This is a genomic window from Enterobacter cloacae complex sp. IR5450 (assembly GCF_049238665.1).
Classification (GTDB): Bacteria; Pseudomonadota; Gammaproteobacteria; order Enterobacterales; family Enterobacteriaceae; genus Enterobacter; species Enterobacter hormaechei_C.
This window is the reverse complement of record NZ_JBMKIC010000020.1, coordinates 23548-47510: the sequence shown is the minus strand read 5'-3', so window position 1 is coordinate 47510 and position 23963 is coordinate 23548. Positions and strand designations below refer to the sequence as shown.

24 protein-coding genes are annotated in these 23963 nt (G+C 57.7%); 12 read left to right on the top strand and 12 right to left on the bottom strand.

Features of this window, described 5'->3' with window-relative positions; genetic code table 11:
• Positions 1-27: 27 nt before the first annotated feature.
• Together fucO and rhaM are read left to right on the top strand one after the other, a co-directional pair.
• Positions 28-1176 (top strand): lactaldehyde reductase, encoded by a 1149-nt coding sequence (fucO, locus tag ACOTYB_RS15660; protein ID WP_023315049.1) that lies wholly within the window; start codon positions 28-30, stop codon positions 1174-1176.
• Positions 1173-1487, top strand: coding sequence for an L-rhamnose mutarotase (gene rhaM, locus ACOTYB_RS15655; protein ID WP_104469083.1), 315 nt, complete (start codon positions 1173-1175; stop codon positions 1485-1487). The genes fucO and rhaM overlap by 4 nt, the downstream gene beginning before the upstream one ends.
• Here rhaM and ACOTYB_RS15650 read toward each other — a convergent pair.
• From ACOTYB_RS15650 to ACOTYB_RS15635, 4 genes are all read right to left on the bottom strand, one after another.
• Positions 1475-2752, bottom strand: a complete 1278-nt coding sequence (locus ACOTYB_RS15650; protein ID WP_003861977.1) for an MFS transporter — start codon at positions 2750-2752, stop codon at positions 1475-1477. The genes rhaM and ACOTYB_RS15650 overlap by 13 nt on opposite strands.
• A gap of 44 nt (positions 2753-2796) precedes the next feature.
• The gene (locus tag ACOTYB_RS15645; RefSeq protein ID WP_220153445.1) at positions 2797-4920 is read right to left on the bottom strand and encodes an alpha-galactosidase; all 2124 of its coding nucleotides are present in this window, start codon (positions 4918-4920) and stop codon (positions 2797-2799) included.
• Between the two features lie 105 nt (positions 4921-5025).
• Complete coding sequence (locus ACOTYB_RS15640; protein ID WP_003861974.1) at positions 5026-6021, bottom strand: LacI family DNA-binding transcriptional regulator; 996 nt, start codon at positions 6019-6021, stop codon at positions 5026-5028.
• Positions 6022-6038: 17 nt separating this feature from the next.
• Positions 6039-6587, bottom strand: a complete 549-nt coding sequence (locus ACOTYB_RS15635; RefSeq protein ID WP_003861973.1) for a helix-turn-helix domain-containing protein — start codon at positions 6585-6587, stop codon at positions 6039-6041.
• Between the two features lie 103 nt (positions 6588-6690).
• On the opposite strand from ACOTYB_RS15635, the gene ACOTYB_RS15630 reads away from it, so the two are divergent.
• Together ACOTYB_RS15630 and ACOTYB_RS15625 are read left to right on the top strand one after the other, a co-directional pair.
• A complete protein-coding gene (locus ACOTYB_RS15630; protein ID WP_022652076.1) occupies positions 6691-7350 on the top strand; it encodes an AzlC family ABC transporter permease in 660 nt (219 codons plus the stop codon).
• The gene (locus tag ACOTYB_RS15625; RefSeq protein ID WP_003861969.1) at positions 7350-7673 is read left to right on the top strand and encodes an AzlD domain-containing protein; all 324 of its coding nucleotides are present in this window, start codon (positions 7350-7352) and stop codon (positions 7671-7673) included. Before ACOTYB_RS15630 ends, ACOTYB_RS15625 begins: the two co-directional genes overlap by 1 nt.
• Before the next feature lie 39 nt (positions 7674-7712).
• Here ACOTYB_RS15625 and ACOTYB_RS15620 read toward each other — a convergent pair whose 3' ends face one another.
• Both ACOTYB_RS15620 and fdhD read right to left on the bottom strand, forming a co-directional pair.
• Positions 7713-7925: a DUF1471 domain-containing protein gene (locus ACOTYB_RS15620; RefSeq protein WP_003861966.1), complete on the bottom strand. Its 213-nt coding sequence runs from the start codon at positions 7923-7925 to the stop codon at positions 7713-7715.
• Between the two features lie 114 nt (positions 7926-8039).
• Positions 8040-8876, bottom strand: coding sequence for a formate dehydrogenase accessory sulfurtransferase FdhD (gene fdhD / locus ACOTYB_RS15615; protein WP_003861964.1), 837 nt, complete (start codon positions 8874-8876; stop codon positions 8040-8042).
• 371 nt (positions 8877-9247) lie between these two features.
• Between fdhD and fdnG the strand changes: the two genes are divergently transcribed.
• The 5 genes from fdnG to ACOTYB_RS15590 all read left to right on the top strand — a co-directional run bounded on the left by fdnG (position 9248) and on the right by ACOTYB_RS15590 (position 16007).
• On the top strand, positions 9248-12298 hold the full coding sequence (gene fdnG, locus ACOTYB_RS15610) for a formate dehydrogenase-N subunit alpha (protein ID WP_220153446.1): 3051 nt from the start codon (positions 9248-9250) through the stop codon (positions 12296-12298).
• A gap of 12 nt (positions 12299-12310) precedes the next feature.
• Complete coding sequence (fdxH, locus tag ACOTYB_RS15605; RefSeq protein WP_003861960.1) at positions 12311-13213, top strand: formate dehydrogenase subunit beta; 903 nt, start codon at positions 12311-12313, stop codon at positions 13211-13213.
• Complete coding sequence (fdoI, locus tag ACOTYB_RS15600; RefSeq protein ID WP_421765835.1) at positions 13210-13845, top strand: formate dehydrogenase cytochrome b556 subunit; 636 nt, start codon at positions 13210-13212, stop codon at positions 13843-13845. Before fdxH ends, fdoI begins: the two co-directional genes overlap by 4 nt.
• The gene (fdhE, locus tag ACOTYB_RS15595) at positions 13842-14771 is read left to right on the top strand and encodes a formate dehydrogenase accessory protein FdhE (protein WP_023323896.1); all 930 of its coding nucleotides are present in this window, start codon (positions 13842-13844) and stop codon (positions 14769-14771) included. The genes fdoI and fdhE overlap by 4 nt, the downstream gene beginning before the upstream one ends.
• Before the next feature lie 315 nt (positions 14772-15086).
• Positions 15087-16007: an alpha/beta hydrolase gene (locus tag ACOTYB_RS15590; protein WP_023323897.1), complete on the top strand. Its 921-nt coding sequence runs from the start codon at positions 15087-15089 to the stop codon at positions 16005-16007.
• Positions 16008-16015: 8 nt separating this feature from the next.
• Here the strand turns inward: ACOTYB_RS15590 and fabY are convergent, their stop codons facing one another.
• The 6 genes from fabY to ACOTYB_RS15560 all read right to left on the bottom strand — a co-directional run bounded on the left by fabY (position 16016) and on the right by ACOTYB_RS15560 (position 20760).
• Positions 16016-16957 carry a fatty acid biosynthesis protein FabY gene (gene fabY, locus ACOTYB_RS15585; RefSeq protein WP_015569910.1) on the bottom strand — a complete coding sequence of 314 codons (942 nt, stop codon included), beginning with the start codon at positions 16955-16957 and terminating at the stop codon, positions 16016-16018.
• Positions 16958-17001: 44 nt separating this feature from the next.
• Positions 17002-17439 carry a D-aminoacyl-tRNA deacylase gene (gene dtd, locus ACOTYB_RS15580; protein WP_015569909.1) on the bottom strand — a complete coding sequence of 146 codons (438 nt, stop codon included), beginning with the start codon at positions 17437-17439 and terminating at the stop codon, positions 17002-17004.
• Positions 17436-18317, bottom strand: coding sequence for a virulence factor BrkB family protein (locus ACOTYB_RS15575; RefSeq protein ID WP_023315055.1), 882 nt, complete (start codon positions 18315-18317; stop codon positions 17436-17438). The genes dtd and ACOTYB_RS15575 overlap by 4 nt, the downstream gene beginning before the upstream one ends.
• Positions 18311-18910, bottom strand: a complete 600-nt coding sequence (gene yihX / locus ACOTYB_RS15570; RefSeq protein ID WP_003861947.1) for a glucose-1-phosphatase — start codon at positions 18908-18910, stop codon at positions 18311-18313. The genes ACOTYB_RS15575 and yihX overlap by 7 nt, the downstream gene beginning before the upstream one ends.
• A gap of 118 nt (positions 18911-19028) precedes the next feature.
• Entirely contained in the window at positions 19029-19829 is an 801-nt protein-coding gene (locus ACOTYB_RS15565; protein ID WP_126525051.1) for a DeoR/GlpR family DNA-binding transcription regulator, read from the bottom strand.
• Positions 19830-19863: 34 nt separating this feature from the next.
• Positions 19864-20760, bottom strand: a complete 897-nt coding sequence (locus ACOTYB_RS15560; RefSeq protein WP_409248951.1) for a sugar kinase — start codon at positions 20758-20760, stop codon at positions 19864-19866.
• Positions 20761-20915: 155 nt separating this feature from the next.
• On the opposite strand from ACOTYB_RS15560, the gene yihU reads away from it, so the two are divergent.
• The 3 genes from yihU to yihS are packed head-to-tail and all read left to right on the top strand — an operon-like array spanning position 20916 to position 23955.
• Positions 20916-21806 carry a sulfolactaldehyde 3-reductase gene (yihU, locus tag ACOTYB_RS15555; protein ID WP_023323900.1) on the top strand — a complete coding sequence of 297 codons (891 nt, stop codon included), beginning with the start codon at positions 20916-20918 and terminating at the stop codon, positions 21804-21806.
• A gap of 17 nt (positions 21807-21823) precedes the next feature.
• Positions 21824-22699 (top strand): sulfofructosephosphate aldolase, encoded by an 876-nt coding sequence (gene yihT / locus ACOTYB_RS15550; RefSeq protein ID WP_023323901.1) that lies wholly within the window; start codon positions 21824-21826, stop codon positions 22697-22699.
• A gap of 14 nt (positions 22700-22713) precedes the next feature.
• Positions 22714-23955, top strand: a complete 1242-nt coding sequence (gene yihS / locus ACOTYB_RS15545; protein WP_003861936.1) for a sulfoquinovose isomerase — start codon at positions 22714-22716, stop codon at positions 23953-23955.
• The last annotated feature ends 8 nt before the right edge of the window (positions 23956-23963 follow it).

The following is a 23963-nucleotide window of genomic DNA, read 5'->3' as shown; positions in this document are numbered from 1 at the left end:
AATTCACAGTAATTAAGGAGAATTATCATGAGCTTTATGTTGGCACTCCCCAAAATCAGCCTGCACGGCGCGGGCGCGATCGGCGATATGGTCAATCTGGTGGCAAACAAACAGTGGGGAAAAGCGCTGATTGTCACCGACGGTCAGCTGGTGAAGCTGGGCCTGCTCGACAGTTTGTTTTCCGCGCTCGACGCCCATCAGATGTCGTATCACCTGTTCGATGAGGTATTCCCGAATCCGACGGAAGCGCTGGTGCAAAAAGGCTATGCGGCATATCAGGATGCGGAGTGTGATTACCTGATTGCCTTTGGCGGCGGCAGCCCGATTGATACCGCCAAGGCAATCAAAATCCTCACCGCCAACCCCGGTCCGTCAACCGATTACTCTGGCGTCGGCAAGGTGAAAAACGCGGGCGTGCCGCTGGTGGCGATCAACACCACCGCAGGCACGGCAGCGGAGATGACCAGCAACGCGGTGATCATTGACGCCGCACGACAGGTGAAAGAGGTGATTATCGACCCGAACATCATCCCGGATATCGCCGTGGACGATGCCAGCGTGATGCTTGATATTCCGGCCTCCGTGACCGCCGCAACCGGCATGGATGCCTTGACTCACGCCATTGAAGCTTACGTGTCCGTCGGCGCGCACCCGCTGACCGATGCCAACGCGCTGGAGGCGATTCGCCTGATCAACCTCTGGCTGCCGAAAGCGGTCGACGACGGTCACAACCTGGAAGCGCGCGAGCAGATGGCTTTTGGTCAGTATCTGGCGGGCATGGCGTTTAACAGCGCCGGTCTGGGGCTGGTGCATGCCCTGGCGCACCAGCCGGGCGCGACGCACAACCTGCCGCACGGCGTGTGCAACGCCATTCTGCTGCCGATCATCGAAAACTTTAACCGCCCGAACGCGGTTGTCCGATTTGCCCGCGTGGCGCAGGCGATGGGCGTTGACACGCGCGGCATGAGCGATGAAGCGGCCAGCATGTCAGCCATTCAGGCGATTCGCGACCTGAGCGCCCGGGTCGGCATTCCGTCCGGATTTAGCCAGCTCGGCGTGACCAAAGCCGATATTGAAGGCTGGCTGGATAAAGCTCTCGCCGACCCGTGCGCGCCGTGTAACCCGCGCACCGCCAGCCGCGATGAGGTCCGCGAGCTGTACCTGGAGGCTTTATGATCCGCAAAGCGTTTGTGATGCAGGTAAACCCGGACGCGCACGAGGAGTACGCACGTCGCCACAACCCGATCTGGCGTGAGCTGGAGGCGGTACTGAAAGCCCACGGTGCGCACCACTACGCCATTTACCTCGACAAAGCCCGCAACCTGCTGTTTGCAACGGTGGAGATTGAATCGGAGGAACGCTGGAACGCGGTGGCAAACACCGATGTCTGCCAGCGCTGGTGGAAACATATGGCTGACGTTATGCCGTCGAACCCGGATAACAGCCCGGTGAGTGCGGAGCTGGAAGAGGTGTTTTACCTGGACTGATGTGTTAACGCTGCTGCCCCAGCGGTAGCAGCAATCTCCCGCCTGCCACTCAGCGTAAACGCCGACACCACCGTGATCGCCAGCACGAAACAGCCCAGTATCAGATACGTCTCCTGGAAGCCGACCCGGTCATACATATTTCCGGCAAAGGCGGAGAGGAAGATCGCCGCCGACTGTTTGGCAAACTGGAAGCCAATCAGGTAGATGGTGGCCGACAGGCGCGTATCAAACACCCCGGTGATGTACTTGAATGCCCCCACCAGCAGGAACGGGACTTCCAGCGCGTGCAGCATCTTCAGGGCAATCACCTCCACGGCGGTGGTGGCAAACGACGATCCGATAATGCGCGTCGCCATGATCACCCCGGCAATCAGCAGCGTGTTTTTCGCACCGATGCGGTTAATGATCCACGGCGAGCAGAACATGATGATCGCGTTACAGATTTCCCCCGCTGTGGTGGCGAAACCAAAGGCGCGGGTCCCCTCCTGCGGCGTGGCGAAGAAGGTTTTGAAGAAGGTAGCAAACTGCTGGTCGAAGACGTCATATACGCAGGCCACGCCAATCACGTACAGGATGAACATCCACATTCTGCGCTGGCGGAACAGGTTGAACACGGTTTTAGCAGTGATCTGCCGCTGGTTCGCGCCCAGGGCGTTCATGACCTGCGCCGTCTGGTTGGGCTTCGGTTTCGCGACCACCAGCAGCAGCATTAGCAACAGCGCCGCCGCCGATCCCATCCAGAAAACATACGACGGATCGATGCCGAACAGGATGCCGCCCGTTGAGGCGCACAGCCCCCAGCCGAGACAGCCGAACATGCGCGCCTTGCCGTACTCAAAAAAGCTGTTGCGGCTCACGCGTTCAATGTAGGCCTCAATCGCCCCCGAACCCGCTGAGAAGACAAAGCCGATATACAACCCACCGCTCAGCGCCCCCAGCCAGATATTGGTTTTCAGCAGCGGGGCGAAGACGTACAGGAAGAACGGCGCGAACAGGAACAGCAGCACCGAAATGATCCAAAGCAAATGTTTTTTCAGCCCCAGCTTGTCCGAAATGACCCCCAGCACCGGCTGGAAGGCAATGGCCGACAGCGAGATGCAGGAGAAAACAATCCCCGTATGGGTTTTGTTCAGGCCGATGATGTCCGACAGCCAGATCGGCAGGAACGGAAAACAGGTGGCCATGATGAAGAAGTAGAGAAAGAAGAACAGCCCGAAGATCCAGAAGTTAGGGTTGTCTTTGTGGGTACAGGTTGTTGTGTTCATTATTTTTATCCTCAACGGAGGGCCGGTTGCCCGGCCCGTCACCCTTACACGCGTTCCACACCAATCAGAATGGTGGTTTCCGGATCCAGAATCGGCAGCGCAATACCCGCCTGCATCAGCCATTCACCGCTTACCGTTTGCGGCGCGTCCATCCACGCCGGCAGCTTGCGCATGGTGTGCCCGCCCTTGCCCGTAATCTGAATGTTCGGGTGATCGAGCAGCGTGATGCGGTACTGCGCGCTGGCGTCTAACCCCGGCATGCGCAGCGGCATCATCAGGGTGTAATCCGGCATCGCGAGCTGGCTGACCAAAAACAGCCCCTGCGTCTTGTCTTCGCTCACTATACCCTGCGCCAGGGTGGTGGCGTCCGGCATATCCACGCGCCACTGGGTGCCGTGATGAATGACCCCGCGCCACCGCTTATACAGCGCGGCGTAATGTCGATAGCCTTCACGCTCCTGCGCGTCGACGGTGAGCGGATCCAGCTCCAGCCCCATGTGACCAAACAGCGCCGTCAGCCCGCGGAACTGAATGCTGTGCTGGCGGAAGGTAGCGTGACATTTATGATGACCGATATGCGCCCCCATCACCTCCGGCGGGAAGAAGTAGCTCATGCCGCGCTGGATAGTGTTGCGCTCCAGCGCGTCGTTATTGTCGGACGCCCAGAAGCGGTGGCAGCGGGTCAGCACTTCATAATCGATTCGCCCGCCGCCGGAGGAGCAGGATTCAAACTCAATGTGCGGGAAACGCTCGCCCAGCACGTCCAGCAGGCGATAAAACTGGCGCGTCTGGGCGTCGGCGGCGGCTTTGCCCTTGTGCCCTGGCTGCACCAGCTCGCGGTTCATGTCCCATTTCACGTAGTCGACCGCGTGTTCACCCAGCAGCCAACTCATGCGCTCGACCAGATAATCAAAGGCCTGAGGAATATTAAGATTGAGCACCAGCTGATGTCGCCCGGTCGCCTGGGCGTAGCCCGGCAGCGCCAGCACCCAGTCAGGGTGCGCGCGGTACAGATCGGAATCCGGGTTAATCATCTCCGGCTCAACCCAGATACCAAACTCCATGCCGAGCTGTTTAACGTGATCGATCACCGGCTTAAGGCCGTTCGGGTATTTTTTCTCGTCCAGATACCAGTCGCCCAGCGCGGCGTGGTCGTCGTTGCGGCCTTTGAACCAGCCGTCGTCAATGATAAAGCGCTCCACGCCCAGCGCTGCGGCCTCGTCGGCCATGCGCATGATGTAGTCCGGATCGTGGTCGAAGTAGATCCCCTCCCAGGTGTTGAGATGCACCGGGCGCGGTTTATCTTCCGGGAAGCGGATAACGTTATCGCGCAGGTAGCGGTGGAACTGCTGGCTCATGCCGTTCAGCCCGTGCGGGGAGTGGCTGGCATACAGGCGTGGCGTCCAGAGCGTTTCCCCCTCTTCAATCGCCATTTCACCCGGCAGGTAGAGCGCTTCGGCCTGCATATAACGGCGGCCATCGGTTTTCGCCTCTGCGCGCAGGCGGTGGTTGCCGCTCCAGCCCAGATGCACACCCCAGACGTGGCCGTGCATTTCACTGAATGACGGCGTACCTGAAATCAGTGCCGGGAAATGTTCGTGGGAGGTTTTACCCCGGCGGTTTTCAATCACGAAGCTGTCGTGCTCAAGCGTAACGCGGTGCGGCTGAAACTCCCTGATCCAGCGTCCGTGGAAGGCCATCACCTCCTGCGCGCGTTCGGCCACCGGCAGCGTCACGGCAAAGCGATCCACCTGCCACGCCAGCGTTTTCAGGTTGGTTAACCCATGGCGCACCACCAGTACGCCGCTGGCATCCAGCGTTATTTCACTGGTCAGGCGCAAGCCTGCATGCTCGTCTTCAGCAGTGATTGTCAGGGCGTTTAACGCCTGCTGCACCTGCGTGGTTTTAAATACCGGCGATCCGTCCAGCCCCTGGCGATGCCCCTCGATGCCCGGCGAGCCAAACAGCCCATGCCCCAGCTCTGCCATCAGCGTGACGGGGGAGTCGACGTCCAGCCTGCCGTTAGCAACCGGGCGCGCAATACTCAGGACATCCTGCGGCGAGAAGTGCTGAAGGTGCGGCCCCCAGTAGAGAATTTCGGCGAACGGGTGGGTTTTTAGCACCACGTCAACCGTATTGCTTTCAAGTCGAAAAATGGCATCTTGCATCGGACATCTCCTGTCATCGGGATGTCCTGAGTTTTGATCCGAAACGTTTCGGATACAAACCAAAACGTTTCGGATCTGTGATCGGGTTCGGAATTTTTCGCGTGATTAGGCCGTCTGGCCTGGAGAGAATTCTGGCTGCCAGAGCACCTGAAGGGTGTCAATGTCGTCGCCGTTAATCAGCTGGCGCACCATATCGGCAATCTGTTTCCCGACGCCCTGACGGGTAGACTGGATCACCGCCGCGACGTCGATATCGACAATACTGTCCTGCGGTAAGCCGTCATAGACCACCAGCGAGACGGCATTTTCACCAGTTAAGCGTCCCATCTGCGCCAGGGCCATCGCTGCGCCGTCGCCGTGGGTGTTGCAGTCGGTAATGATGGCCGTGGGCGGCTGCGGCAGGGAGAGAAGTTCTTGCGTGGTGGCATAACCCACGCGGCGCGAAGGGGGCATGGCGCGCAGCCATTCGCTGGAAAGCCCGGCTTCCCGCAGCGCGTCCAGGTAGCCCTGGCGGCGCTGGGTGATGAATGCCTGGTTGTTGCTTTCGCCCAGCAGCGCAATGCGCTGATGGCCTTTCTCGATCAGCCAGCGGGTGGCCTGATACGTACCGGCATAGTTGTCGAAATCGAACCACGCGTACGGCTGCGGGAGCTGGCTGCGGCCGAGCGCCAGGAACGGAAACCCGGCGGCCTGAAGCTGCTCAAGACGCGGATCGTGATCCAGCGTATGCGCCACTATCAGCGCATCCACGCGTCGGCTTTGCACCATGCGCATATAGCTGTGTTTGTCCGCCAGATCGTCGTCAGCGATGAGCAGCAGGTCAATTTCATGTCGCGCCAGTTCGTGGCTAATTTCGCCGACCATGTCCATAAAAACGCTGTTATTGAGCGGAACAGGATGCACCGGAAATACCAGCCCGACGGCGTCGATTTTGCCCATCTTCAGGCGACGGGCAAAGGTATTTGGTCGGTAGCCACGGCGCTGGGCCTCCGCTTCCACGCGGGCGCGCGTCTCAGCAGAAACGTCGTCATATCCGTTGAGGGCGCGGCTGACGGTGGTAACAGACAGCCCCAGTTCTTTGGCAATGGCTTTAAGCGACATGATTTTCCGTATCTTCTTTAGTTTTGTTCCGCCACCAGCAGCGCGTGCGTATCGGGCTCCAGCGCCTTAAAGATATGCGGCTGGTCAGCGGGGTAGCAAATGTAATCTCCCGGGCCGAGTTCTTCCGCCGCGTCGATCAGACCGACCATCGCCCGCCCCTGGGTCACGATAATATGCTCAACCGAACCAGGCGGATGGGGCTGGGAAATACGGTCTGCCCCCGGCTGAGTCAGCAGCAGATAGATATCACGACGCGCGCCCGGCGGACACGCCGCGAGCAAAATCGCCTCGTAGTTCGCCTGCCCGGCGACGACTTTTGTGCCCTCGCCGCGGCGGATCACCTGCGTGACGGGTTGCTGCGGCTCCAGTAACCGGGCAAACGGAATATCCAGCGCCACGCAAAGCGACCACAGCGTTTCCAGGCTAGGATTGCCGTTGCCAGACTCCAGTTGTGAAAGCGTGGATTTGGCGATCCCGGCACGGCGGGCAATTTCCGCCAGTGAGAGCCCGGTTCGCAGGCGTTCTCGTACCAGGCTTTTGGCGATCACGCTGATTGGCTGCGTCATAAAAACGGCCTCTTTCTCTCTATAACGAACGAATCGTTCGCCTTGTAAAACGGTTTTGATGCGTTCATTATAATGGAAATACGTTCGATATGGCTAAAATGGTATGAAGAAACACCTCTCCTGTCTGAAAGGCGACACGATAAAAGCGATCGTCCTGGTCTGCCTCGCGGTGGGCGTAGTCGGCATGTCTTATGGCTCACTGGCGATGGCCTACGGTTTCCCGCTGTGGGTGCCGTTTGTCCTCTCCCTCACGGTGCTGGCAGGCGCATCCGAGTTTATGTTTATTGGCATCGTGGCAAGCGGCGGCAATCCGCTGGCAGCGGCCGCGGCCGGTTTACTGGTAAACGCGCGCCATGTGCCGTTCGGCGTAACGGTGCGTGACCTGGTGGGCAAGCGCGGCCTGAGCTTTCTGGGCTGTCATATTATGAACGATGAAAGCGTGGTGTTCGGCCTTTCGCAAAAAACCGCCGAGCAGCGTAAAGCGGCCTACTGGCTGTGCGGCCTGGGCGTGGCAATTATCTGGCCGCTGGGGGCGGTACTGGGGGCGATGGTCGGCAAGCTGCTGCCAGACCCGGAAACCATCGGGCTGGACGCGGTGTTCCCGGCGATCCTGCTGGCGTTAGTGGTGCCGGCATTTAAAAACCGTACCACGCTGATCCGCGCCTGTAGCGGCGCAGTGTTGTCGCTGGCCGCCGTACCGTTTGCGCCGGTGGGTCTGCCGGTACTGCTCTCTTTGCTCGGCCTTGCCGCGAGGAAAAAATAATGGAAAACATGACGGTCTTTATTCTCGGCATCGCCATTCTTTCTGCCGGAACCTATCTGATGCGTCTTGGCGGAGCGAAGCTTGGCAACCGGCTGGCGCTTTCAGAACGGTCGCAGGCGCTGCTTTCAGACGCGGCTACCGTTTTGCTGTTCTCCGTCGCGCTGGCGACAACGTTTTATGAAGGGGACCATTTTGCCGGGATGGCACGTGTGCTGGGCGTGGGGTTCGCGGTGTTTCTGGCCTGGCGCAAAATGCCGTTAATTGTGGTGATCGTCGCGGCGGCGGTGGTGACCGCACTGCTGCGTCTGGCAGGCATAAACTAAAAAGCGCCCCAGGGGCGCTCTTTCGACGGTATAGCGGAATTATTTGTTCAGTTCAGCGGTCATGTGTACGCGGTTACCGGTGAATGCCTGGGTAATTTTGTAGGATGACGCGCCCGCTTCCTGAGCCTGTGCAGCGATTTTAGCTTCTGCACCATCCAGGGTAGAGGCGGATGCGGTCACTGTCTGCGCAGCGAAAGAACCAAAAGAGGTAGCCAGAGCGATTACTGCGACAAAAGTTTTGATGCTTTTCATGAGATAAACCCTTTCGTTAAGTTGTTTAGATAAGGCGCTGTGCCTTGATGAGATAAATATTAGACCTCATCATGAACAACTAAAAGCGGAAGGATTTGCTATACTCATTCAAAATTACTGATCAACTATCAATCGCTGCGGATGGGTGTAAATAGTTGCTCTACCCGGCTTGCAGAACCCCACCAGCGTCAGGTTGCAGCGCTCCGCCACTTCCACCGCCAGCGTGGTTGCCGCTGACACCGCAAACAGAATTTCCACGCCGCACATGGCGGACTTTTGCACCATCTCATAGCTGGCGCGGCTGGAGACTAACGCCGCGCCCTGCTGCCAGACGTTGCTTTCCCGAGCGCGGCGACCTAACAGCTTATCCAGCGCGACGTGGCGGCCCACATCTTCATGACCGCCGGCAATGTTGCCTGACGGCAATATCCATGCCGCCGCGTGGGTACAGCCGCTGAGCTGACCGATGGGTTGCACGTCGTTCAGGTGCTCAAGCGCCCGATCAAGGTGCGCCAGATTGAACGTCTGGGTGAACGGCAGCGGGATAATGGGTTTGCCGATATCGTTAAGCTGTTCAACGCCGCACACGCCGCAGCCGGTACGTCCGGCCAGCGCCCGGCGGCGCTCTTTCAGCCCCATAAAGCGGCGGCTGGAGAGTTCGATTTGCACTTCAAGACCATTACAGGCATGAACCACATCCATGCCGTAGATCTCCTGCGGATGCGCAATGATGCCTTCCGAGAGGGAAAAACCTATGGCGAACAGCTCCAGATCTTTCGGCGAGGCCATCATCACCACATGCGAAATACCGTTGTAAACCAGGGCAACGGGGACCTCTTCCGCCAGAAAATCCGGCGTGGCATGTGAAATGTGAGGCGGTCTGTGTACCGACAGTTCCACAATACCCGCAGGCAGTGGCGACGCGTGGGCAACACGGTTTTGTTTAGACACAACGGTATTCCTGAACAACCACGGAAGTGAGCCTGCTATTGCAACACAAACGGCAGGCCTTACGCATAGTATGGATCAACTTTTCAGCAACCATTCTCCTACTCAATACGGAGGGGTGCAACCGATCACCTGCTACACCTCTTTAACATGCACAGGTTAAAATGTGATTGATATCACATTTTATAATCAATGCCGTGATAATACGTTCACTTTGTTTTAACCCCGTTGGAACAGGCGTACCGACATTGTGGTATTCTGGGCTTATCCCTCGGAGAAATGAGGGATTAACGCAAATTTTTCTCCTTTGCGGTTAATTCTCAACCGCAAAGTAAAACTACATAGCAATGTCGTAATGAACCAAGGAGTGACCCATGCAGGTCAGCAGAAGGCAGTTCTTTAAGATCTGCGCTGGCGGTATGGCAGGCACCACGGCGGCGGCACTGGGCTTTGCGCCCGGTGTAGCGCTGGCGGAAACACGGCAGTATAAACTGCTGCGCACCCGCGAAACCCGTAACACCTGTACGTACTGCTCCGTCGGCTGTGGGCTGTTAATGTATAGCCTCGGCGACGGTGCGAAAAACGCCAAAGCATCTATTTTCCACATCGAAGGCGATCCGGATCACCCGGTAAACCGTGGTGCACTCTGTCCGAAAGGGGCCGGTCTGGTAGATTTTATCCACTCCGAAAGCCGCCTGAAGTTTCCTGAGTATCGCGCTCCCGGCTCTGACAAATGGCAGCAAATCAGCTGGGAAGAAGCGTTCGATCGCATAGCTAAGCTGATGAAAGAAGACCGCGATGCCAACTTTATCGCGAAGAATGCCGAAGGCACCACCGTTAACCGTTGGCTCTCCACCGGCATGCTGTGTGCTTCAGCGTCCAGTAACGAAACCGGCTATTTAACCCAGAAATTTACGCGTGCACTCGGTATGCTCGCGGTCGACAACCAGGCGCGTGTCTGACACGGACCAACGGTAGCAAGTCTTGCTCCAACATTTGGTCGCGGTGCGATGACCAACCACTGGGTCGACATCAAGAACGCCAACCTTATTGTGGTGATGGGCGGTAACGCCGCTGAAGCGCACCCTGTCGGGTTCCGCTGGGCGATGGAAGCCAAAATCCACAACGGCGCGAAGCTGATTGTGATCGATCCCCGCTTTACGCGTACAGCGTCAGTGGCGGATTTCTACACCCCTATTCGTTCAGGTACTGACATCACTTTCCTGTCAGGCGTACTGCTGTACCTGATGACCAACGAAAAATATAACCGCGAGTACACCGAAGCCTATACCAACGCCAGCCTGATCGTGCGTGAGGATTACCACTTCGAAGATGGCCTGTTCAGCGGTTACGACGCCGAAAAACGCAAGTACGACAAAACCAGCTGGAACTACGAGCTGGACGAAAACGGCTTTGCGAAGCGCGACACCACCCTGCAACACCCGCGCTGCGTGTGGAACCTGCTGAAAGAGCACGTTTCCCGCTACACGCCGGAGGTTGTCGAAAACATCTGTGGGACGCCGAAAGCGGATTTCCTGAAGGTGTGCGAGTTGATTGCGGAAACCAGCGCGAAAGATAAAACCGCATCGTTCCTGTATGCGCTCGGCTGGACGCAGCACTCCATCGGCGCGCAGAACATCCGCACCATGGCGATGGTTCAGCTGCTCCTCGGCAACATGGGGATGGCAGGCGGCGGCGTGAACGCCCTGCGCGGTCACTCCAACATTCAGGGTCTGACCGACCTCGGCCTGCTGTCTCAGAGCCTGACGGGTTACATGAACCTGCCGAGCGAGAAACAGACTGACCTGCAAACCTACCTGACAGCCAGCACGCCAAAACCGCTGCTCGAAGGCCAGGTGAACTACTGGGGCAACTATCCGAAGTTCTTCGTCTCGCTGATGAAAGCCTTCTACGGCGACAAGGCGACGGCGGAAAACAGCTGGGGCTTTGACTGGCTGCCGAAGTGGGACAAAGGTTACGACGTACTTCAGTACTTCGAAATGATGCACCAGGGCCAGGTCAACGGCTATATCTGCCAGGGCTTTAACCCGGTGGCATCGTTCCCGAACAAGAACAAGGTTGTCGAGTCTCTGTCGAAGCTGAAGTTCCTGGTGACGATTGACCCGCTCAATACCGAAACGTCGACGTTCTGGCAGAACCACGGTGAGTCGAACGACGTAGATCCGTCGAAGATTCAGACCGAAGTGTTCCGTCTGCCGTCCACCTGCTTCGCGGAAGAGAACGGGTCTATCGTCAACTCCGGCCGCTGGTTGCAGTGGCACTGGAAAGGCGCAGACGCCCCGGGCATCGCCCTGAACGACGGCGAGATCCTGGCCGGCATCTTCTTACGCCTGCGTAAGATGTACGCCTCTGAGGGCGGCGCAACGCCTGAGCCGGTACTGAACATGACCTGGAACTACTCGACGCCGGAAAACCCAGCGCCGGAAGAAGTGGCCATGGAGAGCAACGGTAAGGCGCTGGCGGACGTTATCGACCCGGCGACCGGTGCGGTGCTGGCGAAGAAAGGCGATCAACTCAGCACCTTTGCGCACCTGCGCGATGACGGTACGACCTCCAGCGGCTGCTGGATCTTTGCCGGGAGCTGGACGCCGAAAGGCAACCAGATGGCCAACCGCGATAACGCCGACCCGTCGGGCCTCGGTAATACGCTGGGCTGGGCATGGGCGTGGCCGCTTAACCGCCGCATCCTCTATAACCGTGCCTCCGCTGATCCGCAGGGCAACCCGTGGGATCCGGAGCGTCAGCTTCTGAAGTGGGACGGCGCGAAATGGGGCGGCGTGGATATTCCGGACTACAGCACTGCCGCACCAGGCAGCGATGTCGGGCCGTTTATCATGCAGCCTGAAGGGATGGGCCGTCTGTTTGCTATCGATAAGATGGCGGAAGGGCCATTCCCGGAACACTACGAGCCGTTTGAGACGCCGCTGGGTACTAACCCGCTGCACCCGAACGTGGTCTCTAACCCGGCAGCCCGTATCTTCAAGAGCGATTTTGAAGCGCTGGGTAAAAAGGACAAGTTCCCGTATGTCGGCACCACTTACCGTCTGACCGAGCACTTCCACTACTGGACCAAGCACGCGCTGCTGAATGCCATCGCGCAGCCGGAACAGTTTGTGGAGATCGGCGAGAAGCTGGCGAACAAACTCGGCATTGCCCATGGCGATACCGTGAAGGTCTCCTCTAACCGCGGCTACATCAAAGCCAAGGCGGTGGTGACCAAGCGTATTCGCACGCTGAACGTTCACGGTCAGCAGGTGGATACCATCGGCATCCCGATTCACTGGGGTTATGAGGGCGTGGCGAAGAAAGGGTTCATTGCGAACACCCTGACGCCGTTCGTCGGTGATGCGAACACGCAGACGCCGGAGTTTAAGGCCTTCCTCGTGAACGTGGAAAAGGTGTAACGGAGACGACTTATGGCTTATCAATCTCAAGACATTATCCGTCGTTCCGCGACTAACGGTTTCACGCCCGCGCCTCAGGCGCGGGACCACCAGCAGGAAGTGGCGAAGCTTATCGACGTGACCACCTGTATCGGCTGTAAAGCCTGTCAGGTGGCCTGCTCTGAGTGGAACGACATCCGTGACGAAGTGGGTCACAACGTCGGGGTGTACGACAACCCGGCAGACCTGACCGCCAAGTCCTGGACGGTAATGCGTTTCTCGGAAGTGGAGCAGAACGACAAGCTGGAATGGCTTATTCGCAAAGACGGCTGTATGCACTGTGCGGATCCGGGCTGCCTGAAGGCGTGTCCGTCAGAAGGGGCTATCATTCAGTATGCCAACGGCATCGTCGACTTCCAGTCCGAGCAGTGCATTGGCTGCGGCTACTGCATCGCGGGCTGTCCGTTCGACGTGCCGCGCATGAACCCGGAAGACAACCGCGTCTACAAATGTACGCTGTGCGTTGACCGCGTAAATGTCGGCCAGGAGCCAGCGTGCGTGAAGACCTGTCCAACCGGCGCTATCCACTTTGGCTCCAAAGAGGATATGAAAACGCTGGCGGCAGAGCGCGTGGGCGAGCTGAAAACCCGTGGTTACGATAACGCGGGCCTGTACGATCCGGCCGGGGTTGGCGGTACGCACGTCATGTACGTGCTGCACCACGCCGACAAGCCGAACCTGTATCACGGCCTGCCGGAGAACCCGGAAATCAGCGCCACCGTGAAGTTCTGGAAAGGCATCTGGAAACCGCTGGCAGCGGTCGGTTTTGCTGCCACCTTCGCAGCGAGCATCTTCCACTACGTCGGTGTTGGTCCGAACCGCGCGGAAGAGGAAGACGATAACCTGCATGAAGAGAAAGACGAGGTGCGCAAATGAGAAAACGTGACACCATCGTGCGCTACACCGCGCCGGAACGCATCAACCACTGGGTCACCGCCTTCTGCTTCATGCTGGCGGCGATAAGCGGGCTGGGGTTCTTCTTCCCGTCCTTCAACTGGCTGATGCAGATCATGGGGACACCACAGCTGGCGCGTATACTGCACCCGTTTGTGGGCGTCATCATGTTCGCGTCGTTCATCATCATGTTTTTCCGTTACTGGCACCATAACCTAATCAATCGGGATGATATCTTTTGGGCGAAGAATATTCGTAAGATCGTCGTCAACGAGGAAGTAGGTGATACCGGGCGTTATAACTTCGGCCAGAAATGCGTATTCTGGGCGGCGATTATCTTACTGGTCCTGTTGCTGGTGAGCGGCGTGATCATCTGGCGTCCGTACTTTGCGCCTGCTTTCTCAATCCCGGTGATCCGATTTGCGCTGATGCTGCATTCATTTGCCGCAGTAGCGTTAATTGTGGTTATCATGGTGCATATTTACGCCGCCCTTTGGGTGAAAGGCACCATTACCGCGATGGTGGAAGGCTGGGTCACCAAAACGTGGGCGAAGAAACATCACCCGCGCTGGTACCGTGAAGTCCGCCAGAAACAGGAAAAGTCATCTGAATGAGTATTCGCATAATCCCGCAAGATGAGCTGGGGTCGAGCGAGAAACGTACGGCGGAGTATATTCCGCCGTTGTTATTCCCCAGACTCAAGAACCTCTACAACCGCCGCGCAGAGCGTCTGCGCGAGCTGGCAGAGAACAACCCGCTGGGCGATTTTCTGCGTTTTGCCGCGCTGGTCGCCCATGCGCAGGAAGTGGTGCTGTACGACCATCCGCTGCAAATGGACCTGACCGCACGCATCAAAGAAGCCAACGAGCAGGGCAAACCGCCGCTGGATATTCACGTCCTGCCGCGCGACAAGCACTGGCATAAGCTGCTGCATTCCCTGATCGCCGAGCTGAAGCCGGAGATGAGCGGCACGGCGCTGGCGGTCATTGAGAACCTGGAAAAAGCCTCAGAGCAAGAGCTGGAAGAGATGGCGAGCGCGCTGTTTGCCTCCGACTTCTCGCTGGTGAGCAGCGATAAAGCGCCGTTCATCTGGGCTGCGCTGTCGCTCTACTGGGCGCAAATGGCGAGCCTGATCCCAGGCAAAGCCCGCGCCGAATACGGCGAAGCGCGCCAGTTCTGTCCGGTGTGTGGTTCAATGCCAGTCTCCAGCATGGTACAGATTGGTACGACACAGGGGCTGCGCTACCTGCACTGCAACCTGTGTGAAACCGAATGGCACGTGGTGCGCGTGAAGTGCAGCAACTGCGAGCAGACCCGCGATCTGAACTACTGGTCGCTGGAAAACGAAGACGCGGCGGTGAAAGCCGAAAGCTGCGGCGACTGCGGGACCTACCTGAAGATTCTGTATCAGGAAAAAGACCCGAAAGTCGAAGCGGTGGCCGACGATCTCGCCTCGCTGATTCTGGACGCCAAAATGGAGCAGGAGGGCTTTGCCCGCAGCTCGATCAACCCGTTCCTGTTCCCGGGTGAAGGGGAGTAATCTCCTGTGACAGTGCCGGGCGGCGCGAGCTTGCCCGGCCTACACCTCGACAGCAATACCTGCCGTCTTATATGCCAGATGCTCTTCAGCCCGTAGTCCAGGATCCGTCTAAAGACGCGTTATCGCTTTAGCATCGCTTCCACGGCAAATCTCAGGCAACATCCGCACTTTATGTCTGTGACGAAAGCAGATAATAAAAAAGCTCTCGCCTTTGCGAGCAGCTTTCAAGACTTTTCCCCTCAATAATATTCTTGTTTTCTTTTGAATCAAACCAGGCTATAAAGCTGTACATTCATACAGTTAAAAGGTGTTTTCATGGCACTGGAAAAGGGTATTGAACGGCTGGTTCAAGGATTTATCGCTGCAGGTCGCCCCTCATCGCGTCGCCAGACAATTGAGGTACGACGAGCAGGCTATATTGCCAGCACGGAGCTTGCCGGGAAGACCGAAACACGCGTTCAGCTGGAGACGCTTGTTCTTGAGGGTCTTACCATTCGGGTATTTTCACCTCTCAATGCGCCTGAAATATTGCCTGCTGCCATCTACTACCACGGCGGATGTTTTATCAGCGGCGGCTTTGATACCCATGACAACCAGCTCCGTCAGTTAGCCTACTACGGCAATTGCCGGGTGATTGCGATTCAGTACAGACTGGCGCCGGAGCATACCTTCCCCGCCGCACATGACGATGCTGAAAGAGGTGCGAATCTGGTCTGGCAGTATGCAGACGAATTAGGCGTGGATAAGAACCGACTCACCCTCTGTGGAGACAGCGCAGGAGGGCATTTGGCGCTGGTAACGGCGCTGCGGCTTAAGGTTAAAGGGCTGTGGCAACCTGCGCAGCTTATTCTTATCTATCCCATGCTCGACGCCACGGCCAGTTTTGAAAGCTATACCCTCAACGGCATGGATTACGTGATTACTCGCGATACCCTTTTGAGCGGCTATGAAATGTATCTGGCTGGAGCCGACCGTCAGCATCCTGAAGTCAGTCCACTGTGGCGCAACGACTTTAGCGGTCTGCCGAAGGTCCATATTGTTACCGCTGAGTATGATCCGTTACGTGACGAAGGCGAGGCGCTTTATCAGCGCCTCACGGCGCAAGGCGTGAAGTGTACCGCTCAACAATGGCGGGGTGTAATTCACGGCTTCTTCCAGTTGGGTGGAATTAGCCAGTCAGCGCGAGACATTATGCGAGATATTGCCTGGCGCATTAACCATGCCGGGCGAGAGTGAGAAGGAGACTACTCCTCCTCGTTCCCACCCTCTTCATACGCGCCATACGGCTTCGCAGGCAGAACGATATAGGTGCCTTCAAACACCGCGCCTGGCGTTTCATCGCCGAACAGCTCAACCTGCATCTGTACGCGTGCTTTACGTCCACGCGCCAGACGGTCGAGATCGCCGCCCAGTGCGCCCAGGTCAGCTACCGCGCTCGGCTTGCCGCTGATCGGCGCGCTGTAGCGGATATGGGCATCGGCCAGAATAATGGTGCCGCCGAGATGACGTTCGCGCAGCATCAGCCAGATCAGTCCCCATCCGGTGAGCGTGGCGAGTGAAAACAGGCTGCCGGCAAACAGGGTATGGTGCGGGTTCTGGTTGCCGGTTTCCGGCATGGTGGTGATAAATTTTTGTCCGGTATACTGCTGAATACGCACGCCCATTTTTTCACTGAGCGGTATGTGCTGATACCACGCCTGCTGGAGCTGCCCGCACCAGTCGGCGCGATGGAGAATATCGTCCAGCGTGGCGATGGGTTTGATCATCAAAAAGTGACGAATCGGCGTAGTTTGCGGGGCGGTGATTTCCCCCTGATTCACGAAACCAAGCTTGGCAAAGAACTCAACGGCATCTTCGCGGGCGCTACAGGTGACGCGCTTGACCCCTTCCTGACGGGCAACGGATTCCAGCGTCATTGCCATCAGCGTTCCAAGGCCTTTGTCCTGCACGGAGGGATGAACGGCCATAAAGCGGATTGAAGCTTCGTTGTCGGCATTGATGTACAGACGTCCCACGGCAACGAGGTTGCCCTCTTCATCAACCACCATCTGGTGGTGCGCCATCGCGTCCCAGGCGTCGCGTTCAGAGCCTTTCGGTTGATGCAGTGGTTTGCGCAGCATTTCCCAGCGGAAATGGTAATAAGCGTCTAATTCTTCTTCCGTTTGCGGTACTCGAAGGTGATACATAGCTGTACTCTCTCTTGTTACCCGCGGCCATACCGCCAGTTGGCTCATACCTGGAGCCAGAATGTGACGGGGCCATCGTTCACCAGCGAAACCTGCATATCCGCAGCGAATCGTCCGGTTTGTGTATTCATGTCCTGTTGGCGACAGCGCTCAACAAAGTACTCGTATAGAGCTTCTGCGCGATCCGGTGCCGCGCCCTTCGAAAAACTCGGCCGCATGCCGCGTTCGGTATCCGCAGCCAACGTAAACTGGGAAACCACCAGCACGCTGCCGCCCGCCTGCTGAACGTTCAGGTTCATCTTGCCTTCCGCATCGCTGAAAATGCGGTAGCCCAGCACGCGCTCACATAAGCGGTTAGCTTTTTGTTCGTCGTCATCTTTTTCGACACCCAGGAGCACCAAAAGTCCTGGGCCAATTTCACCCGTCACCTCATCCGCCACGGTGACGCTGGCACGGGTTACGCGCTGAATCAATGCAATCATGGTTGGTCTGCTTCTTGTTGTTTTTCAGCTTCTGCTGCTTTTTTGAGTTCGCGGTAGACTCCGAGAGTGACAGTTATTTCGGCGCCAAGCAAGACGATACACCACGTCCAGTAGACCCAGACAAATAAAATGGGGATCACCGCCAGCACACCGTAAATCAGCTGATAAGAGGGGAACATGGTGATATAAAGCGCGAATCCTTTCTTGCCCAGCTCAAAGAGCAACGCCGCGACCAGCGCACCCACCACGGCATCCCGGTTGGGTACGCGCGTGGTTGGTACCACGCTGTAGAGCAGCCAGAACGAAAGCCACGATAAAATCAGCGGTAAGATACGCAGCACGTTATCGATCACGCTGTTTAAGTCGGTCGCCCAGCGCAGCGAAAGAAGGTAGGAGCTGATCGCCAGGCTTGCCCCCGCCAGCAATGGGCCAAGGGTTAAAATCATCCAGTAGACGGCAAAGGAGTAAACCTTCGGGCGGACTTTTTTGCTCCGCCAGATGGTGTTGAGCGCACTGTCGATGGAGTACATCAGCAGCAGCGCGGTAACAATAAGCCCACACGCCCCCACCGCCGTCATCTTGCTGGAGTTTGCGACAAACTGCTCAATGTAGTTCTGGATCACATCGCCGGTGGCAGGAATAAAGTTTGCGAAAACAAAATGGCGAAGCTGCATGCTCACATCGGCAAACATTGGAAATGCCGAAAAAAGCGCAAAAATCACCGCCACCAGCGGCACCAGCGAGAGCAACGACACGTAAGCGAGATTGCCCGCCAGCGTGGTCATGTTGTCCTCATCAATGCGATGCCAGAGGAGTTTCAGCCACGCCCTCAGCGGGCGCGTGTGGTGATTGGCTTTTTGATGAACGGTTTTTAGCATAACTGCTTCGCAAAGTAGTTCGGTATCGTCTCTTTTCCGGTCACCAGAATGGAGGTGATACCTAACTGATTAGCCCCTTCTATATTATCGGCGTTGTCGTCAAAAAAGACCGCATCCGCTGCCGTGAATCCTTCTTCCTGCAATACTGCCTGATAGATGCGCGCCTCAGGTTTACGCATCCCCATCTCCTGGGAGAGATACACTTTATCTGCCGCCGCGTGAATTTCCGGGTATTCATCCGGCCAGAAGGTGGTATGCAGGCGGTTAGTATTAGACAGCACGACAACACGATGCCCCTGCTCGCGCAGCTTGTGCATGATGTCGATCACTTCCGGGCGGATCGCGACAAATATGGCCTGCCAGCCGTGGGAAAACTGCTCGTAGCTTAACGAAAGACCCATTTCCTGGCAGAAACGCTCTGCGAACGCTTCGTCGCTGATCTCACCTCGCTCGTGCAGATGGAAAGTCTCACCCATCGCGAAATTCTGCTTTAACGTCGCCAGCGGAACACGGCTAAAATCGCTCCATGCGCCCAACACCCGGTTAAAATCGATATCGACGATTACATTTCCTAAGTCAAAGATATAAAGCATGTTTATCTCCTTTCGCCGTGGAGAAGTAACTGTAGCGGGAAAGAGAAACTTTAGCTATGCGCCAGATTCAGCTTAGAGAAAGGAAAGGCCCGAATCGCAATATCGGGCCATAGGATGATCAGCCAGCCTGCTGCTCTTCTCCGGAATTGACTTCGACAACCTCAACCTTGCTGGATTTGAGGTGATTTTGCAGCGCCGGGCCGGGCAGCTCATCGGTGAACAGCGCCGTCGCCTGCGCCACGTTGCCAATTTCAACCGCCGCGGAGGCGTGAAATTTCGTATGATCGGCCGCCAGTAAAATGTGACGGGAGTGAGCGATCATGGTTTTCACCACGCTGGCTTCGTTAACGTCAAATTCCATCATCGCGCCGTCGTGCTCTATCGCCCCGACGCTGGTGACCAGGTAATCTGCGCGAAATCCTGACACGAACGCCGTTGCCGCAGGACCGATAATGCCGCCGTTATGCGGGCGCAGCGTACCGCCGGGCACCATCACCTCAAAGCGCGGATTCTTATAAAGAATGTGCGCCACCCGCAGGCTGTTAGTGATGATGCGCAGATGATTATGGTTAAGCAGCGCCCGGGCAACGTGCTCCACGGTCGTCCCGATGGTGATAAAAATGGTCGAACCGTCGGGAATATAGTCCGCAATCGCTTCGGCAATCGCCCGTTTCTCTTCGGTAAGCGAGACTTCACGCTGTTCGAACGCCGTGTTGACCACGCTGGATGCCCTGCCCGCGCCGCCGTGATGACGGGTGATCAGCCCCTGCTCGCTGAGCTTACGGATATCCCGGCGCACGGTTTGCGTGGAGACATCCAGCAGCTGCGCCAGTTCATCAATGTTCATATAGCCGCGATCGGCAATCAGCGTCAGCAGCTGATCGTGACGCGGGTTGCCGGTCAGTTCGGTAAGGCTCATGGGCTGTCCTCTGAAAACCATCACGCCCCGCATTTTATACAAAAAGTGACAAAAAAGAGCGGGTTTGATCACAGTCGGGTATACCCGCCCGCCCGCCGGGCTTTGTGCATTTCAGTGCTGCGACGGCGCTGGCAAAACGCACGGCGTCTGCGGCGGGTAATTTCTGCCCCAGGCTGACCGCCAGCGCACCGTGGAACACGTCGCCCGCCCCCGTGGTATCCACCACGTTCACCTCAAAGCCGGGCTGATGACACAGTGCGCCGTTTTCCAGCCAGAAGCAGCCGTCTCGCCCCTGCGTAACATACACATGTCCATTTGTGAGCGTTTGTGCTTTTTTCAGCGCGTCTTCGGTGTCATCCCGCTGCGTTAAACGCCGCAATCCCGGCGCGGAGAAGGCCGCGTGGTCGCTTAGGGCGATCAGCTCCGCGATGTCCTGCGGGGTGACATCCGCATCAAGCAGCGTCGGTACGCCCTGCTGACGGGCCAGGGTAAATGCCTGTTTTGCCCCGTCATGCCAGCGCACATCGGCTAAGACAATGTCCCACTGCGAGAAGTCGATTTCTTGCAGCCAGTCTGCCACCGCAGGGAGATCGGGGCTGGGATAGTTCGCTATAACACGCTCCCCGCTGCCGTCCACCAGCACCGCCGATTGCGACGATCGGGCTCCCTTAACTACGCGCGTGTAGCGGGTATTCACCCCCAGGGATTCCAGCTCCGCAAGCAGTCGTCTGCCGGTATCGTCGTCCCCCACCCAGCCAATAAAATCCACTTCCGCGCCCAGTTTCGCGGCTGCCACTGCCGCCGTTGCCGCCGGGCCGCCGCCCACTTCCGTATAGTCTTTTGCGACATATTTCCCACCTTCTTTCGGTAAATCATCGAGATACCAGATGCGATCCAGCACGGTAATGCCGACACAAACGATGCGAGTCATGGTGATTCCTTCTGCGATTTCTGATGCCTTCATTTTAATTTCACCAAATGTTTAAAAAGTGACCCGTGTCAATTTTTTGACTATAAATTACAAATACGATCAAAAACAGACACTACAAACGCGCAAAAATTGACACGATGTGACAGGAGAGAGGCATGTCAGCAATCGCATTTATCGGCTTAGGACAGATGGGCGCGCCCATGGCGAAGAATCTGTTGAAACAGGGCCACCAGCTTAACGTTTTTGATGTGAACCCGCAGGCGGTTCAGGCGCTGGTAGAGAGCGGCGCTCGGGCGGCGGCTACGCCAGCACAGGCAGCAACGGACGCGGAATTCGTAATTACCATGCTGCCAAACGGCGACCTGGTACGCAGCGTCCTGTTCGGCGAGCACGGCGTGTGCGAAGGATTATCCCGCGACGCGCTGGTCATTGATATGTCCACCATTCACCCGCTGCAAACCGACGCGCTGATACGCGACATGGCTGAGCAAGGCTTCAGCCTGATGGACGTGCCCGTCGGACGCACCTCTGACCATGCCATCGCCGGCACGCTGCTCCTGCTGGCAGGCGGCACGGCCCAGCAGGTTGAGCGCGCCACCCCGGTCTTAATGGCGATGGGCAATGAGCTGATTAACGCCGGCGGGCCAGGCATGGGCATCCGCGTGAAGCTTATCAATAACTACATGAGCATTGCCCTGAACGCCCTTTCCGCCGAGGCCGCCGTGCTGTGCGAAGCGCTTGGCCTCTCCTTTGACGTGGCGCTCAAGGTCATGAGCGGTACGCCTGCGGGTAAAGGCCACTTCACGACATCCTGGCCGAACAAGGTGCTGAAAGGGGATCTTTCTCCCGCCTTCATGATCGACCTTGCGCATAAAGACCTGGGGATCGCCCTCGACGTGGCCAACCAGCTCCACGTTCCGATGCCGCTGGGCGCGGCCTCCCGCGAAGTTTACAACCAGGCTCGCGCCGCCGGGCGCGGGCGCGAGGACTGGACGGCCATTCTTGAACAGGTTCGCGCATCTGCCGGGCTGAAAAAATCACACTGATACGAAAGGACTGAGGAATGACGATGTACACCCTGAAAGATATCACCCGACCTTCCGGCGGTTTTGCGATGCTGGCCGTGGATCAGCGCGAAGCGATGCGCCTGATGTTTGCGGCGGCAGGCGCGCCGGTACCGGTAACCGACCAGCACCTGACGGATTTTAAAGTCAACGCGGCAAAAATTCTGTCGCCGTACGCCTCTGCGATCCTTGTCGACCAGCAGTTCTGCTATCGCCAGATTGTCGGGCAGCAGGCCGTGGCAAAAAGCTGCGCGATGATTGTTGCAGCCGACGAGTTTATTCCGGGGAACGGTATTCCGGTCGACAGCGTGGTGATCGACAAGAACGTCGACGCGCAGGCGGTCAAACGCGATGGCGGCAAAGCACTGAAGCTGCTGGTGCTGTGGCGCAGCGATGAAGATCCGCAGCAGCGCCTGGAGATGGTGAAAGCGTTCAATACGCTGTGCCACGATAACGGTCTGCTGAGCATTATCGAGCCGGTGGTGCGTCCACCGCGTCGCGGTGCCGCGTTTAACCGCGAACAGGCGATTATCGACGCGGCCAAAGAGCTGGGCGACAGCGGTGCCGACCTCTACAAAGTGGAGATGCCACTGTTTGGCAAGGGCACGCAGCAGGAGCTGCTGGCGGCCTCGCAAAAGCTTAACGAGAACATCGCCATGCCGTGGGTGATCCTCTCGTCCGGCGTTGACGATAAGTTATTCCCGCGCGCGGTGAGCGTGGCGATGCAGGCGGGGGCATCGGGCTTTTTAGCCGGTCGCGCCGTCTGGTCCTCTGTGATTGGCCTGCCGGACACCGAGCTGATGCTGCGTGATATTTCCGTACCAAAACTTCAGCGTCTGGGTGAGATCGTCGACGAAATGATGGCTCGCCGTTAAGAAAGGATCCGAACATGAAATGGTTTAACACCCTGAGCCATAACCGCTGGCTCGAACAAGAGACCGACCGCATTCTCGATTTCGGTAAAAACGCCGCCGTACCGACCGGCTTTGGCTGGCTGGGCAATAACGGGCAGGTGCGTAGCGATATGGGCACACATCTGTGGATCACCGCCCGCATGCTGCATGTATACGCGGTGGCGGCGAACATGGGGCGCCCCGGCGCGTACGCCCTGGTTGAGCACGGCATTAATGCCCTGAACGGTCCGCTGCGCGACAAGCAGCACGGCGGCTGGTACGCCTGCGTAAACGATGAAGGCGTGATTGATGCGTCCAAGCAGGGCTATCAGCATTTCTTCGTTCTGCTGGGCGCGGCGAGCGCCGTCACCACCGGCCATCCGCAGGCACGCAAGTTGCTGGACGACGCCATCGAGGTGATTGAGCGCTACTTCTGGAGCGAACAGGAGCAGATGTGCCTGGAGTCCTGGGACGAAGCCTTCAGCAAAACGGAAGACTATCGCGGCGGTAACGCCAACATGCACGCCGTGGAAGCCTTCCTCATCGTTTATGACGTGACCCACGACCGCAAATGGCTCGACCGCGCCCTGCGCATCGCCTCGGTGATTATTCACGACGTGGCGCGCAAAGGGGAGTACCGCGTTAACGAGCATTTTGACACCAACTGGAACCCGATCCGCGACTATAACATCGATAACCCCGCCCACCGCTTCCGCGCCTATGGCGGCACGCCTGGGCACTGGATTGAGTGGGGCCGCCTGATGCTGCACCTGCGCGCCGCGCTGGAAGCGCGCTTTGAAACCCCGCCGGAGTGGCTGCTGGAAGATGCGAAAGGACTGTTCCACGCCACCATCCGCGACGCCTGGGCACCCGACGGGGCGGACGGCTTTGTCTACTCCGTGGGCTGGGACGGCAAGCCAATCGTGCGCGAACGCGTGCGCTGGCCAATCGTCGAGGCGATGGGCACGGCCTATGCCCTCTATACCGTGACCGGCGAGGCGCAGTACGAAGCCTGGTATCAGAAATGGTGGGATTACTGCATCAAGTACCTGATGGATTACGAAAACGGATCCTGGTGGCAGGAGCTGGACACCAATAACGAAGTGACCACCAAAGTCTGGGACGGCAAGCAGGATATTTACCATCTGCTGCACTGCCTGGTGATCCCCCGCCTGCCGCTGGCGCCGGGCTTAGCGCCTGCCGTCGCCGCCGGATTACTGGATAGCCAGGCCAAATAATTAAGACG